Source organism: Actinophytocola sp. (assembly GCF_036402745.1).
Classification (GTDB): Bacteria; Actinomycetota; Actinomycetes; order Mycobacteriales; family Pseudonocardiaceae; genus Actinophytocola.
Genome location: NZ_DASWSJ010000406.1, coordinates 1 through 13246, shown reverse-complemented (window position 1 = coordinate 13246; position 13246 = coordinate 1). Strand labels below are relative to the sequence as shown.

The 13246-nt window shown below is 72.9% G+C and carries 9 protein-coding genes and 2 pseudogenes; 6 read left to right on the top strand and 5 right to left on the bottom strand.

All coding sequences use genetic code 11. From position 1 onward, the window contains the following. Positions 1–132: pseudogene (locus VGD70_RS35750) on the top strand (metal-sulfur cluster assembly factor); the annotation flags it as partial. 282 nt (positions 133–414) lie between these two features. Here VGD70_RS35750 and VGD70_RS35745 read toward each other — a convergent pair. After that, complete coding sequence (locus tag VGD70_RS35745; RefSeq protein ID WP_331089400.1) at positions 415–1536, bottom strand: hypothetical protein; 1122 nt, start codon at positions 1534–1536, stop codon at positions 415–417. 116 nt (positions 1537–1652) lie between these two features. Here VGD70_RS35745 and VGD70_RS35740 point away from each other — a divergent pair, with 116 nt between their 5' ends. Further along, entirely contained in the window at positions 1653–2906 is a 1254-nt protein-coding gene (locus VGD70_RS35740; protein WP_331089398.1) for a sensor histidine kinase, read from the top strand. Beyond that, positions 2903–3571, top strand: coding sequence for a response regulator transcription factor (locus VGD70_RS35735; protein ID WP_331089396.1), 669 nt, complete (start codon positions 2903–2905; stop codon positions 3569–3571). Before VGD70_RS35740 ends, VGD70_RS35735 begins: the two co-directional genes overlap by 4 nt. On the opposite strand, the gene VGD70_RS35730 is transcribed toward VGD70_RS35735, so the two are convergent. The 3 genes from VGD70_RS35730 to VGD70_RS35720 all read right to left on the bottom strand — a co-directional run bounded on the left by VGD70_RS35730 (position 3558) and on the right by VGD70_RS35720 (position 7242). Next, on the bottom strand, positions 3558–3953 hold the full coding sequence (locus VGD70_RS35730; RefSeq protein WP_331089394.1) for a MerR family transcriptional regulator: 396 nt from the start codon (positions 3951–3953) through the stop codon (positions 3558–3560). The genes VGD70_RS35735 and VGD70_RS35730 overlap by 14 nt on opposite strands. Positions 3954–3962: 9 nt before the next feature. Then, positions 3963–5669: a GGDEF domain-containing protein gene (locus VGD70_RS35725; RefSeq protein WP_331089392.1), complete on the bottom strand. Its 1707-nt coding sequence runs from the start codon at positions 5667–5669 to the stop codon at positions 3963–3965. 145 nt (positions 5670–5814) lie between these two features. After that, the gene (locus tag VGD70_RS35720) at positions 5815–7242 is read right to left on the bottom strand and encodes a lycopene cyclase family protein (protein ID WP_331089390.1); all 1428 of its coding nucleotides are present in this window, start codon (positions 7240–7242) and stop codon (positions 5815–5817) included. Between the two features lie 33 nt (positions 7243–7275). Between VGD70_RS35720 and VGD70_RS35715 the strand changes: the two genes are divergently transcribed. Next, complete coding sequence (locus tag VGD70_RS35715) at positions 7276–8820, top strand: dGTP triphosphohydrolase (RefSeq protein WP_331089388.1); 1545 nt, start codon at positions 7276–7278, stop codon at positions 8818–8820. A 200-nt stretch (positions 8821–9020) separates the two neighbouring features. Continuing rightward, a complete protein-coding gene (locus tag VGD70_RS35710) occupies positions 9021–11807 on the top strand; it encodes a S8 family serine peptidase (RefSeq protein WP_331089386.1) in 2787 nt (928 codons plus the stop codon). A 66-nt stretch (positions 11808–11873) separates the two neighbouring features. On the opposite strand, the gene VGD70_RS35705 is transcribed toward VGD70_RS35710, so the two are convergent. Further along, positions 11874–12761: a hypothetical protein gene (locus VGD70_RS35705; protein ID WP_331089384.1), complete on the bottom strand. Its 888-nt coding sequence runs from the start codon at positions 12759–12761 to the stop codon at positions 11874–11876. Between the two features lie 132 nt (positions 12762–12893). Between VGD70_RS35705 and VGD70_RS35700 the strand changes: the two are divergent. Then, positions 12894–13246 (top strand): annotated as a pseudogene (locus VGD70_RS35700) (hypothetical protein); the annotation flags it as partial.

Sequence of the window (13246 nt, the reverse complement as noted above, 5' to 3'; positions counted from 1 at the left end):
CTCACCGCCGGTCCGGGTGGCGGTCTCGTGGGCGACTTCCGGATCAACTGGGTCTGGATGCCGCCGTGGGGCCCGGAGAAGATCACCGAGGACGGCCGCGAGCAGCTGCGCGCCCTGGGCTTCACGATCTAACGGTTCGCTCCGCTCCTCCGCTATTCGCCGTCTTCCCTCCTCACGTGCTCGGCGCTGGCGCGCCTGCGCGCGCTCGTCAGTCCAGACGGCGAACGCTCCTGTGTTGAATGGTTCGCTTCGCTTCTCCGCTACTCGCCGTCTTCCTCCGTGCGATGCTCGGCGCTGGCGCGCCTGCGCTTCTCCTACGTCCAGACGGCGAACGCTCCGTCGCTCCCGCTCACGCGTCCAGACGGCGAACGCTCCGGCGCTCCCGCTCACGGTGCTGAATGGTTCGCTTCGGGCTCACTGCCAGGTGTTGCAGGACGCGGGCTGACGGGACTGGAAGCCCTTCGTCAGCCAGGTGTCGGCCTCCGACGGGGCGTCCACCGACGTGAGCCGTTCGCGGATCTCGTTCGTGATGTTCGTGTCCACGGAGCCGAGGCCGGCCATCGCGCCCGACGCGATGCCGGCCAGGCAGGTGGCCTGGCGGGCCAGGCGGTCGTCGAGGTCGCCCGGCACGTCGGGCTCCTCCTTCACCTTCTCGACCAGCTCGGTCACGCCCGCGCCGAACAGCACCGCCTTCGCGTACTCGCGCAGGAACACCCCGAAGTACTTGCCCGGGAACCGGTCGAGGCCCTCGCCGTCGCGCAGGTGCGCGGGTGTCATGTAGACGGTGCCCTGGCACTGGGTGGCCGGGTCCGCGGTTTGCACCGCGCCGCACGGGGTGTCGGCCGGTCCACCTTGGACGGTCACGACCCGCACCGGCACGGCGGGCAGGCCGGCCGCCGGCAGCAGGCCGCCGAAACCGCCGTCCGCGCAGACCTTCGCCGCCTCGTAGAACGTCGCCTGCGCCGCGTCGGCCGGGTCGAACTTCGGTAGCGCGCAGGACAGCTGGGCCATCGTCGCGGTCGAGGACGACAGCGGGTGGCGCACCAGGTCGCCGAGCGGGTCGGCGGCCGGCGGCCCGGACGAGGACGGGGGAGCGGGCGGCGTCGAGCTCGTGGGCGAGGGCAGCTCCGGGATCGGCAGGCCGGTCGCGGACCCGGCCACCGAGGTGACCGGGCGGTTGACCGACAGGAACGCGAGCACCCCGATCAGGACCACCACCAGCATCACGGCGATGGTCAGCGAGACGTAGTACGCCGCGCTCCGCGTCTCCCGCAGGCCGGTGTTGTCGAACGCCGGGTGCGGATCGGTCCGCCACACCAGCGGTCCCGGCGGCGGCTGCATGAGCTCGTCCAGCGACCAGGAGGCGACCGTCGGGCCGGTGGTCGTGGGGGAGTCCGCGCCGAGGGCGACGGTCCGGTCGTCGAAGGACTGCGTCGGCTCCTCGATGAACTGGGTCGGCCCGTCGACCGGCCGGTTCGGCACGTCGACCGACTGGGTCCGCTCCGGATCGTCGCCGCCCGCCGAGTCCTGTGTCATCCGCCCCTCACTGTTCTGCCCGCCCCGGGGAGCCTAACGCGGGTCAACCCTGCGAGGGAGCGTCCCGGGTCGCGTGGGGGAGGGCCGGTCGCGGCCAGGTCTGCGAGGATCGGCACGTGGCGGGACTACTCGGGGTGCTGGTCCGCCCGTCGACCTACCGGCGATGGGTGTACCTCGTCCTGGGCGGGGCCGTGCTGGTCCCGTTCATGCTGCTCGCCGCCACGGTCCTGCCCTCGATCCTGCCCGAGCCGGTGGCGAGCCAGCCGCTGCTGGTCGTGGCGCTCACGCTGGCGCTGGTGTTCGGCGCGATGGTGCTGATGGCGTTCATCCCCGCGGTCCGGGTGATCGAGGGCACCGCCGCGCGGGAGCTGCTCGGCGACCGGGTCCCCGAGCACGCGACCCGGCCGGCGACGTCCTGGCCGTCGCGGTGGCTCGGGGCCGGCTGGTTCGTGTTGCACCTGCTGGCCGGCGGCGTGGTGGGCGTCCTCACCCTCACGCTGCCGCCGACCGTCGCGGTGTCGCTGGCGACGCCGTTCACCGGCCGGCTGAACATGCTCGGCATCCCGCTCCACCTTCCCACCGGCTGGGCCGGGGTGTGGGTGCCGGCCGCCGGGCTGGTGGCGCTGCTGGTGCTCGTCCACGTCGTCGCCGGCAGCGGCGCGTTGTTCTGCCGGCTGGCCCCGCAGCTGCTCGGGCCCACCGCGGCCGAGCGGCTCGTCGAGCTGGAGCGGCGCACCGAGCAGCTGGCCGAGCGCAACCGGCTCGCCCGGGAGCTGCACGACTCGGTGGGGCACGCGCTGTCGGTGGTCACGATCCAGGCGAGCGCCGCGGGCCGGGTGCTGGACAACGACCCCGAGTTCGCCCGCAAGGCGCTCGGCGCGATCGAGGAGTCCGCGCGCGCCGCGCTGGCCGACCTCGACCACGTGCTGGGCCTGCTGCGCGAGGAACGTGCCGCGACGAGTCCTCAGTGGACTTTGGCGGACCTGCCCCGGCTGCTGGACAAGACGCGCATCGCCGGCGTCGAGCTTGAGTCCACTGTGGAGGGAACGCTCGCGGACGTGCCGCCCGCGGTGTCCCGGGAGGCCTACCGGATCGTGCAGGAGGGGCTGACCAACGTGCTGCGGCACGCGGGGAAGGTGCCGGTGGCGCTGCGCCTGGTCGCCGGCGATGACAGACTCGAGCTGGACCTGAGCAACCCGCTGGCCGAGCGCGCCGGTCGGGTGGCGCGCGCGGGCGGCGGGCACGGGTTGAGCGGCATGCGCGAGCGCGTCACTGTCCTGCGTGGACAGATGACGGCCGGCGCGCAGGACGGGCGCTGGCACGTCAGCGTCAGGATCCCACTGCGGACGACCACGGGGACGGGCGGATGAGACGGTCGACGAACGGCAAGACCTCGGTGCTCCTGGTCGACGACGAAGAGCTGATCCGGGCGGGGCTGCGCGCGATCATCGACGCGGAGCCCGACCTCACCGTGGTCGGCGAGGCAGGTGACGGCGCCGAGGTGCTCCCGCTCGTCCGCAAGCTGCGCCCGGACGTGGTGCTGATGGACGTGCGAATGCCCGCGGTGGACGGCATCCAGGCCAGCCGGCACATCGTCGAGACCGTCGAGACGCCACCCAAGATCCTCGTCGTCACCACGTTCGAGAACGACGACTACGTCTACGACGCGCTGCGCGCCGGGGCCAACGGGTTCCTGCTGAAGCGGACCCGGCCGGAGGACATCGTGCGGGCGATCCGCATGGTGGTCAGCGGCGAGTCGCTGCTGTTCCCCGCCGCGATCCGGGCGCTCGCGGCCACGCACGGCGGCCGGGACCGGAGCCGCGGCCTCGCGCACGCGGGCCTCACCGAGCGCGAGGCCGAGGTGCTGCGCCTGATGGCCACCGGGATGTCCAATGTGGAGATCTCCGCGGAGCTGTTCGTGAGCGTGCAGACGGTGAAGACGCACGTGGGCAACGTGCTGGCCAAGCTCGGTGCCCGGGACCGCACGCAGGCGGTGATCGTGGCCTACGAGACCGGGTTCGTCACGCCCGGCTAGCTCCCGCGCCCGCCCCGGTCCCGTGCAGCTCGCGCTGGTAGTAGGCGATCTTGGCGCGGATGTGCTCCTGCTCCGCGCGCAGCTGCTCGATCTTGGTGTCGATGTCCTGGTCGTGCTCCTCGAGCACCTCGAGCCGCTCGGCGATGGTGTCCTCGCCGCCGCGGGCGAGCTCGGCGTAGCGCACCATCCGCTGGATCGGCATGCCGGTCTCGCGGAGGCAGCGCAGGATCATCAGCCAGGACACGTCGTCCTCGGTGAACACGCGCTGGCCGCCGGAGTTGCGTTCGATGTCGTCCAGCAGGCCGATCCGCTCGTAGTAGCGCAGGGTGTCGATGCTGAACCCGGTCTGCTCGGCGACCTGGCCCGGTGAGTAGCGCCGCATCCTCTGAGTCTAGGCCGGGGTGCCCATCGCCCGGCCGTCGTCGCGGTCGGGGTGCGGGGCGCGGCCGCGCAGCACCTCGACCCGGTCCGACCGGGGCCGGCCGAGCACCCAGCTCGAGCTCGGGACCGCCTTCGCCCGCTTCTTGAGCGGCGCGAGCAGCCGGGACGCCTCGCGGTAGGACTCGACCGACTGCACGGCGCAGACCAGCGACGCGAGCGAGACGGTGACGGTCAGGTCGTCGACGGTCCAGGTCCGGTCGACCAGCTCGGTGGCGACGGTGGCGACCTCGTCCAGGTCGGTGACCACGAGGAAGTCGTCGCCGCCGACGTGCGCGACCCGGGTGCCGGGCAGCGTCGCCTCCGCGTCGGACAGCGCCATCCCGACCGTGCGGATCAGGTCGTCGCCGGCGGCGAACCCCTTGGTGTCGTTGACCGCCTTGAACGAGTCCACGTCCAGCCAGCTGATCACGAACATCTCGCCGCGCCCGATGCGCCGGTCGATCTCGCGGGCGACCGTGCCGGTGCCGGGCAGCCGGGTGAGCGGGTTGAGCGCGGCGGCCTGCTCGACCTTCGCGTCGGCGACCCCGCGCACGACCTCGGTCATCCGCACGACGCCGATGCACCGCCCGGCGGCGTCGACGACCACGACGTCGTCGGCCGCGCGCGAGCCCTCGGACTCGCCGACCGACTCCAGGAGCTGCTGGCTGGTGGCGTCGGCGCGGATCAGGCGGGGGCGGTCGGCGTGCCTGGCGGCGGGGCGGCCGGCGTGCAGGGCGTGGCCGTAGGGGCCGGTGACCGCGAGGAGGAAGCGGCTGCGGTCGACCGACCAGCGCGGCCTGGCGTCCTCGTCGATGAGCACGACGCCGGAGATCTCGGGCGTCTCGGCGAACGCGTGCCGGACCTCGTCGGAGGTGGCGCCCTCGGGCATGGTGACCGCGGGCCGGATCAGGTCCGCGATCAGCGGCACGCCGGCCGCCGAGCCCGGCGCTGAGTCGAGCTTGGTGAGCATGGTGACCTGCGGCGGGGTGAACAGCGGGGTGCCGGGGCGGGCCGCGGCGAGCAGGTTGCCCTGCGCGACCGGGACGCCGAGCCTGCTGAGCGCGATGAGCTGCTCCTCGGACTCCACGCCGACCGCGGCGACCTTGATCCCGGTGCGGCCGGAGAGGTGGATGAGCGCCTCGATGACCGCGACGACGGCCGGGTCGTGCGGGACGCCGCGCAGCAGGAAGGCGTCGAGCTTGACCATGTCCGGCACCACGTCGGCGACGATCGACAGCGGCAGGTCGCCGTCGCCTGCGCCGTCGAACGCGATGCCGAACCCGTGGCGGCGCAGCTGGTTGAGCCCGTCGAGGAGGGCCGTGCGGGAGATCCCGCTGAACGGCGGGGTGACCTCGACGGTGACGTCGCGGGGGTGGCGGCCGGCCGTGCGCAGGGCGGGGAGCAGCTCCTCGAGCAGCTCGGCGGGGTGGCTGGCGGTGACCGCGAGGACGTTGACGTGCAGCGGGAGCCGGTTCTCGTGCTGGGTCGCCGCGTGCACCCCGCCGACGGCGAGCTCGATGTCGGCCTCGACGAGCCGGCCCTGGCGTGCCGCGCGGCGCAGGAGGTCGTGCACGGAGCCGATGTCGGGGCGGGCGAGGACCTCGAGCGCGATCAACCGTCCCGTGCGGGTGCTCAGCATGGGTTGGAACGCGTAGGAGACCCCGGGCGCGGTGGCCACGGCGTCATCCTGCCCAGCGGTTCTCGTCGGCGGCAGCAGATGTCACCGAGTGTTCATGAAGGAAGTGCCGGGAATCACCGGATCGGCGCAACCACACCGGCGAAATGGTGCAGCAACGTGGGCTTGGTGCGCCGTGTTCCGCCGCTCACGCTGAGTGAATGCTGTGGCGCGCGAGCACCCGCCGCAGCGACCAGGGCGCGGCCCGGAACAGCCCGGCCATGGCCGCCACGGTGCCGGCGAGGTCCTCCCGGCCGGACAGGTAGGCGCGTTGCTGGTCCGCGGGCAGCCCGAAGAACAGGTCGAAGAACTCCTGCGTCTGCGCGGGCCCGAGCGCGAGGAGCGCATGCAGCCCGGCCCGCCGCAGCCGGTGCACCGCCCGCGCCCGCCACGACCAGACCGCCCGCCGAGCCGCCGGGGGCCCACCCTCGACGAGAGCATCGGCGACGAGCGGCGCCAACCGCAACGAGTCCGCGACGCTGTACCCGGTGGCCGGATGCCCGATCCCCGCAGCCGCGCCGAACGGCACAACTCTCCATTCGCGCCCCGAAGTTGTCCACAGCCCCCGCGCGACCCCTGGCTCCGTCGGTGCGGACCGATAGACTGGCATCAGGGGCGCCCCCCGGGAACGGGTGGGGGCCGGGCACCCCGCGGGCGCGCGTGAGCCGCGTGTTTTCGCTGGTGGGCCCGGGTCTACGGGGAAGCGGACGCGTTCCACCTCGGCGTCGCCGGGGTCGATGCCATGCGTGGCCAGGCGGGCCAGCAGGCGCTCGCGCAGGTCGGCGAACGGCAGACCGGGGCGGCGGGCCAGCGAGGTCTCCTCCAGCAGCACCCGGCCGTCCGGCAGCGGGACGGCGTAGAGGAACGTCGCGGGACCGGGCAGCGGCTGGCGCCAGTCCATGAACACCGCCTCACCCGGCCCGACCAGCGGCGCCGCCACCTCGGCCGGCACCAGCACCCCGAACGCGGTCTGCTCCACCCACCCAGGGCGCCGCCCGGCGACCCCGCCGCCGCCCGCCGGCGAGCGATCGCGGCCCCTCGCCGGCCCGCTATCGCGACCGTCCGGCGGGCCGCTGCCTGTCGCGCCGTCGCCCGCGAGCCCGCCACTGCGACCGCCCGGCGGGCCGCTGCCTGCCGCGTCGTCGCTCGCGAGCCCGCCATCGCGACCGTCCGGCGGCTCGGGCGCCCCGGCCCGCGCGGCGCCGGTCGCGTCGATCACCGCCGGGGCGTCGATCGTGCCGCCGTCAGCAAGCTGGACCGTGCCGTCGACCAGCCGGCCCGCCAGCACCGAGACCTCCGGGTGCGCCAACGCGGCCCGCACCGAGACGTTGTCCAGCACCGCGTACTCCCGCGCCAGCCATCGCGACCGAGCGCCCACCACCCGTGCCCGCGCGACCACGTACCCCGCCCCCGCGGGCAGCAAGGCGGCCTCGTCCACCCACATCCCGTACGTCGCCGGCCAGCCGGCCGACGGCCGGGGCGACACCAGCACCGTCCGCAGCCCGCGGGCGGCACACGCGTGCGCCACCGCCCATCCCGCCGGCCCCGCGCCGGCCACCACGACATCAGGCCTCACGGCCAAGATCCCAGCACAGTAGGGTCGTCGGGCATGGGTGAGGGACGGGAAGCGCGACGGTCGGGCAGCACGGCCGGTGATCTCGCCGCCAGCCCGTTCCGCGCGGACCGCGACCGCATCGTCGCCTCGCCGTTCTTCGCCCGGCTCGGCGGGGTCACCCAGGTCGTCAGCGCCAGCGGCTCGGCCCCGCTGCACAACCGGCTCACGCACAGCCTCAAGGTCGCCCAGGTCGGCCGCGCCATCGCCGAGCGGATGACCGGCGACCCGAGGCTCGCCCCGCTGCTGGACCAGCTCGGCGGCTGCGACCCGGACGTCGTCGAGGCCGCGGGGCTCGCGCACGACCTCGGCCACCCGCCCTTCGGCCACCTCGGCGAGCAGGTGCTCGACCGGCTCGCCCGGCACCGCTTCGGGCTGCCCGACGGGTTCGAGGGCAACGCGCAGAGCCTGCGCATCGTCACCACCACCGACACCGGCGGCCCGAGCGCCGTCGGGCTCGACCTCACCGCCGCCGTGCGGGCCGCGATGCTCAAGTACCCGTGGACCCGTCTGACCCACCCCGACCCGCACCCCCGGCACCTGCCCGACCCGCCGCGTGGCGCGTCCGAGCCCGCCGACGAGCCGGGGACCGGGTCGAGCAAGTTCTCCGTCTACGTCACCGAGCTCGACGACCTGATCCAGGCCCGCGAGCCGTTCGCCGGCCGGCTCGAGCCCTGGCAGCAGACGGTCGAGGCGTCGGTCATGGACACCGCCGACGACATCGCCTACGCCATCCACGACCTCGAGGACTTCCACCGCATCGGCGTCCTGCAGCACGCCCCGGTCGCCGCCGAGCTGGGCCGCTGGCTCACCGGTGCGCTGGAGCTCGCCGAGCTGCCCGACGCCACGCTCACCGCACACGCGCGGCGGCCCGGCTACTCCCTCGAGCTGCTCCGCCGCCGGCTGCACCGGCGCGACTCGTGGATCGTCGACGACGACGCGTTCGTCGCCGCGGTCTCCCGGGTGCGCACCGAGCTCGTCGACAACCTGCTCGCCACCCCGTTCGACGGCTCGGTCGAGGCCGAGCAGGCGGTCGGCCGGTTCTCCGCCGGCTGGACCGTCCGGCTCGTCACCGACATGGGCGTGGTGCTCGACCCGCCCACCCGCTCCGGGCACGTGCTGCTCGCCCCCGCGCAGTGGCACGAGGTGCAGGTGCTCAAGTTCGTGCACCGGCGGTTCGTGCTGCGCCGCCCGGATCTCGCGCTGCACCAACGCGGTCAGGCCCGGCTGCTCGGCTCCCTCGTGCAGGCGCTGGAGCAGTGGCTCACCGACCGCTACGAGTCCGACCGGCTGCCCCGCAGGCTGCAGGACCTCGTCGCGCTCGCCGAGCACGAGTACAGCACGCTCGCCGCGACTGATATGTCCACTTTGGTCGGCGCGGTCGGCGAGCCACCGCAAGGGGAAGCGGGGATCCGGGAGCTGGCCCGGGGACGGGCAGTGATCGATTTCGTCGCGTCGCTCACGGACAGTCAGGCCGCGACGCTCCTGGACGCGCTGTCCGGCCGCAGTACGCAGCCGTGGTCAGACGCTTTCGTGCTGTAGTTCGCTAACAGGCGGCAATTGGTAACGCACTCCTGGTGTGGTTAAGCCGAATGGCCGCTGTGTTCGAAAGCACCGAACCATAGGTTTGGGCCGACCGGGATACCCGGCTGGGCTGTCGTGTTGTCGGGGCACGGCCGAGGATTTCGCGGAGGGAATCCGTGCGTAAACCTGCACGCGCATCACGAAGATCTCGAGTTCTGTTGACCACCGCCACGTGCTTGCTCGCCGTCCTCGGGCTGGCGAGCCCGGCGGCTGCCGCGCCGCCGTCCGAGGACCAGAAGGCCTCGGCCGCGACCGACAACGCGGCCCGCCAGATCGGCGCGCTCCAGGACATCAAGAAGGCCGCCAACAAGACCGAAGCCAAAGTGGACAGCAAGCTGCTGGTCGAGATGAAGGCCAGGAGCAACCGGGCGGCCACCAGCGCCATGCCCCAGCTGCAGACCGGCGTCAAGGTCACCGGCAACAAGACCCTGGTGGACATCCGCGGCACGGTCACCGACACCCTCACCAAGGCGCTCACCAACGCGGGCGCCTCGCTCAAGTCGGTGTCCACTCGGTACGGCACGGTCCGCGCCGAGGTGCCGATGTCGGCGCTCGGCACGCTCGCCGCGCGGTCGGACGTCAAGAAGATCGAGGTGGCCGGCGGCGCCATGACCGCCCGCCAGCTCAACCCGCACGCCAAGCCGGCCGCGCCGGAGTCCAAAGAGGCCAAGGACGCGCGGATCGCGCAGAACACCCGGACGGCGCTGGCCGACCGGGCCGGCGCGATCGACAGCGCGGGCGACCGGGCGCACAACGCGGACACCGCGCGCGACACCATCGGCGTCACCGGCGTGGGCGCGAAGATCTGTGCCCTGTCCGACGGCGTCGACTCGCTGGCCACCTCGCAGGCCGGCGGTGAGCTGCCGGCCGTCGACGTCCTGGCCACCCAGGCGGGCTCGGGCGACGAGGGCACCGCGATGCTGGAGATCATCCACGACGTGGCACCCAACGCGGAACTCGGTTTCGCGACCGCGTTCAACGGTGACGCCAGCTTCGCCGACAACATCCGGGCGCTGCGCTTCGACCGGGGCTGCGACATCATCGTCGACGACATCATCTACTTCAAGGAAGCCCCGTTCCAGGACTGGATCATCGCCCAGGCCGTGAACGACGTGATCGCCGACGGCGCCATGTACTTCTCCTCCGCCGGCAACGAGGGCAACACCGTCGACGGCACCGCCGCGCACTGGGAGGGTGACTACGTCAACTCCGGCCAGGTGATCGGCAAGTTCGCCGGGTACGCGCACGACTTCGACCCGGGGCCCGGCACGCAGGTCTTCGAGCCGATCTCGGACGCCTCGTCCGCGGGCGTGCCGGTGCTGCTGAACTGGTCGGACCCGCTCGGCGGCGCCAGCAACGACTACGACCTGTACCTGCTGGACGCGCGCGGCAACGTCGTCTCGATGAGCCAGGACTACCAGAACGGCACCCAGGACGCCTACGAGCGGGTCAACACCCCGGGGTTCGGCGGCAGCGGCCTGCGCCTGGCGATCGTGAAGTTCTCCGGCGCGGACCGCTACCTGTCGCTGTCCGCACTGCGGGGCCGGTTCTCCGACTCCGCGGACGGGCTGAAGGCGTTCAACACGCCGGGCGTCACGTTCGGCCACTCGGCGGCCCGGGGCGCGTTCAGCGTCGCGGCGGCGCCGGCGGCCGACCCGCAGCCGTTCGACCTGGAGCCGGGTGACCCGCCGAACCCGAGCGGGCCGTTCCCGAACTCCTACGGCTCCGACACGGCGCTGGAGCGGTTCACCTCCGACGGGCCGCGGAAGGTCTTCTACGAGGCCGACGGCACCCCGATCACGCCGGGCAACGTCAGTGCCACCGGTGGCGAGGTCCGGCAGAAGCCGGACATCACCGCCGCGGACGGCGTGCGCACCAGCGTGGACGGGTTCGACCCGTTCTTCGGCACCTCGGCGGCCGCCCCGCACGCGGCGGCGATCGCCGGCCTGGTCCTGTCCGGAAACCCCGGCATCGACCCGGCAGAGGTGCGGGAGGCCCTGGTCAACTCCGCGGTCGACATCCAGGCGCCGGGCTTCGACGGGCGCAGCGGGCACGGTGTGGTCCTGGCCGACAAGGTGCTGGAGTACACCGGGGCGAGCCCCCAGCCGCTGGCCCAGGCCCAGTCGCCGAAGGTCACCGCGAACGACGGCGGTCAGTACATCCACCCGGGTGACACCGCCACGGTGTCGTTGCCGGTGACCAACAACGGCGACGCCACGGCCGTGTCCACCAGTGTCGTGCTGACGAGCCCGACCGCCGGCGTGACCATCACGCCGCGGGCGCAGTCCTACGGCGCGATCGACAAGGGCGCGACGACGGTCAAGTCGTTCACGTTGTCGGTGCCGGCCTCGCACCCGGTGGGTGTGCCGGTGGTGCTGAACACGAGGGTCACCTTCGCCGGTGCCTACTCGCCGACGACGGCCGGCTTCCCGGTCGAGATCGGCGAACCGTCACCGACCACTGTGGACTTCGCCTACACCGGCCCAGCGGTCGCGATCCCGGACAACAGCACCGTCGGTGCGACCGTCCAGATCCCGGTCACCGGCATCGGCTCGGCGTCGAAGGTGACGTTCTCGATCGACGGTCAGACCTGTAGCACCGCGACGGGTTCGACCACGGTCGGGCTGGACCACACCTACGTCAGTGACCTGGTCGGCACGCTCACCTCGCCGTCCGGCGCCACCGCGACGGTGTTCAGCCGCAACGGCGGCAGTGGGAACAACCTGTGCCAGGTCGTGTTCGCCGACGGCGCCGCGGCGCCGTTCTCGTCGGTGACCACGTCCCAGGCGCCGTACACCGGCACCTGGCGGGCGACCCAGCCGTTCACCGGGCTGCGTGGCCCGGCGGACGGGAACTGGAAGTTCAGCGCGTTCGACCTGGCGGGTGCCGACACCGGCACGATCCGGGCGGTCTCGCTGCACATCAACGGGTTCGTCACGCCGTGACGTCCTGACCGACGATTCGGCCGCCGCCGGTGCCTCGCGCCGGCGGCGGCCGCTTTCCTCGCCCCGTCAGACCAGCTGGGTGAGCTTGAGGTTGTCCCGTGGCACGCGGACGGTCCACTGCTCGGTGCGGCCGGTGGTGTGGCTGTCACTGTCCTCTGTGGAGATCTCGCCGCCGACCTTGATGATCTTCCAGTCGAGGCCCGCCGAGCCCTTGGCGCCGGCCTTGTGCGCGGCGGTCTGCTCGTCCTTGGCGCTCACCGTGATGTCCTGGAACCCTTGCACGGCCTTGAACTTCACCGCCTCGCCGGAGACGTTGAAGTCGCCGGAGCCCTCCAGGCGCATGTACTCGTTGCCGTACAGGGCGTCCACGTAGAGCTTGATCGTCGCGTCCTTCTTCGGCGCCCACACCTGCGGGATGGACAGGATGCCGTCGTCGACCTCGCCGTCGTGCGCGGCGGTCTTGCCGTCGGTGTCGACGATGCGGGCGTAGAAGCGGGCACCGGTCAGCGGCTTCTCGAGGAAGTTGTCGGCGTTGACGAGGATGTTCACCAGCGCCCAGTCGCGGCTGTGCTCGGAGTCGTCGGGGATCGCGCTGGCGCGGGCCTGGACGACGTTGACCCAGAGACTGCCCTCGACGGTGGGCTCGTCCCACTCGTGGCCGCTGGCCTCGGGCTCGAGGGTGATCTTGAGCTCGTGGTGGCCCGCGTGCAGCGGGCCGCAGGTGAACCACTCCTCGTCGGTGGTGTTGCCCTGCATGCTCTGGTGGGACTGGCCGCTCTGGACGGTGCCGCCCGCGGTGAAGGTGACGCCGAACGGGCCGGTCTCGTTGAAGTCGTCGTTCTCGAGCTCCAGGTAGACGTACACCTTCTCGGCGGAGTTGGCCTCGCCGTGCTCGTGGGCGAAGCCCTCGCCTTCGGTCTGGAAGAACAGCTGCTTGATCTTCGGGCCGGCCATTGTGGACTACCTCTCGTGGCGGGTGGGTCGTTGCTCCCAAGTGTTGGGAAATCCGCCGGTTTCGGTATGTCCGGCGGGCGCCCTTTGGGGCAGTCGCGAGTGGCCACCGGGGCGGCCGCGTACGGTCGGCGGGTGAGCAGGGCGAGGGCGGTCGCGGGCGGCGGGCGCGCGGTCGAGGTCGAGCCGGAGCGGGTGGCCGGCTGGTACGACCGGTTCGCCGGGCGGCACGGGGGAGTGGCCCGCACCGTCCGGGCGCCGGCCGAGGTGCTCGTGGCCGCGGCCGACGGGGCAACCGCGACGTGCGCGGTGCCGTACCCGCCGCTCGCCGACCCCGGAGAGGTCGCCGGGCTCGCGATCGAGCCGCTGGTCGCGCACCTGCTGGTGCCGCGCCGGGTCGGCCTGCTGCTCGTGCGGCTGGGCGGGCACAGCGTGGGCGTGGCCCGCGACGGGGTCGTCGAGGCGTCCCGGACCGACCGGCGGCTGGT

Bases quoted from the DNA above. Each gene is read 5' to 3' on its own strand.
- VGD70_RS35745 (WP_331089400.1), bottom strand. From the start codon at position 1,536: ATGACACAGGACTCGGCGGGCGGCGACGATCCGGAGCGGACCCAGTCG.
- VGD70_RS35735 (WP_331089396.1), top strand. From the start codon at position 2,903: ATGAGACGGTCGACGAACGGCAAGACCTCGGTGCTCCTGGTCGACGAC.
- VGD70_RS35730 (WP_331089394.1), bottom strand. From the start codon at position 3,953: ATGCGGCGCTACTCACCGGGCCAGGTCGCCGAGCAGACCGGGTTCAGC.
- VGD70_RS35715 (WP_331089388.1), top strand. From the start codon at position 7,276: ATGGGTGAGGGACGGGAAGCGCGACGGTCGGGCAGCACGGCCGGTGAT.
- VGD70_RS35705 (WP_331089384.1), bottom strand. From the start codon at position 12,761: ATGGCCGGCCCGAAGATCAAGCAGCTGTTCTTCCAGACCGAAGGCGAG.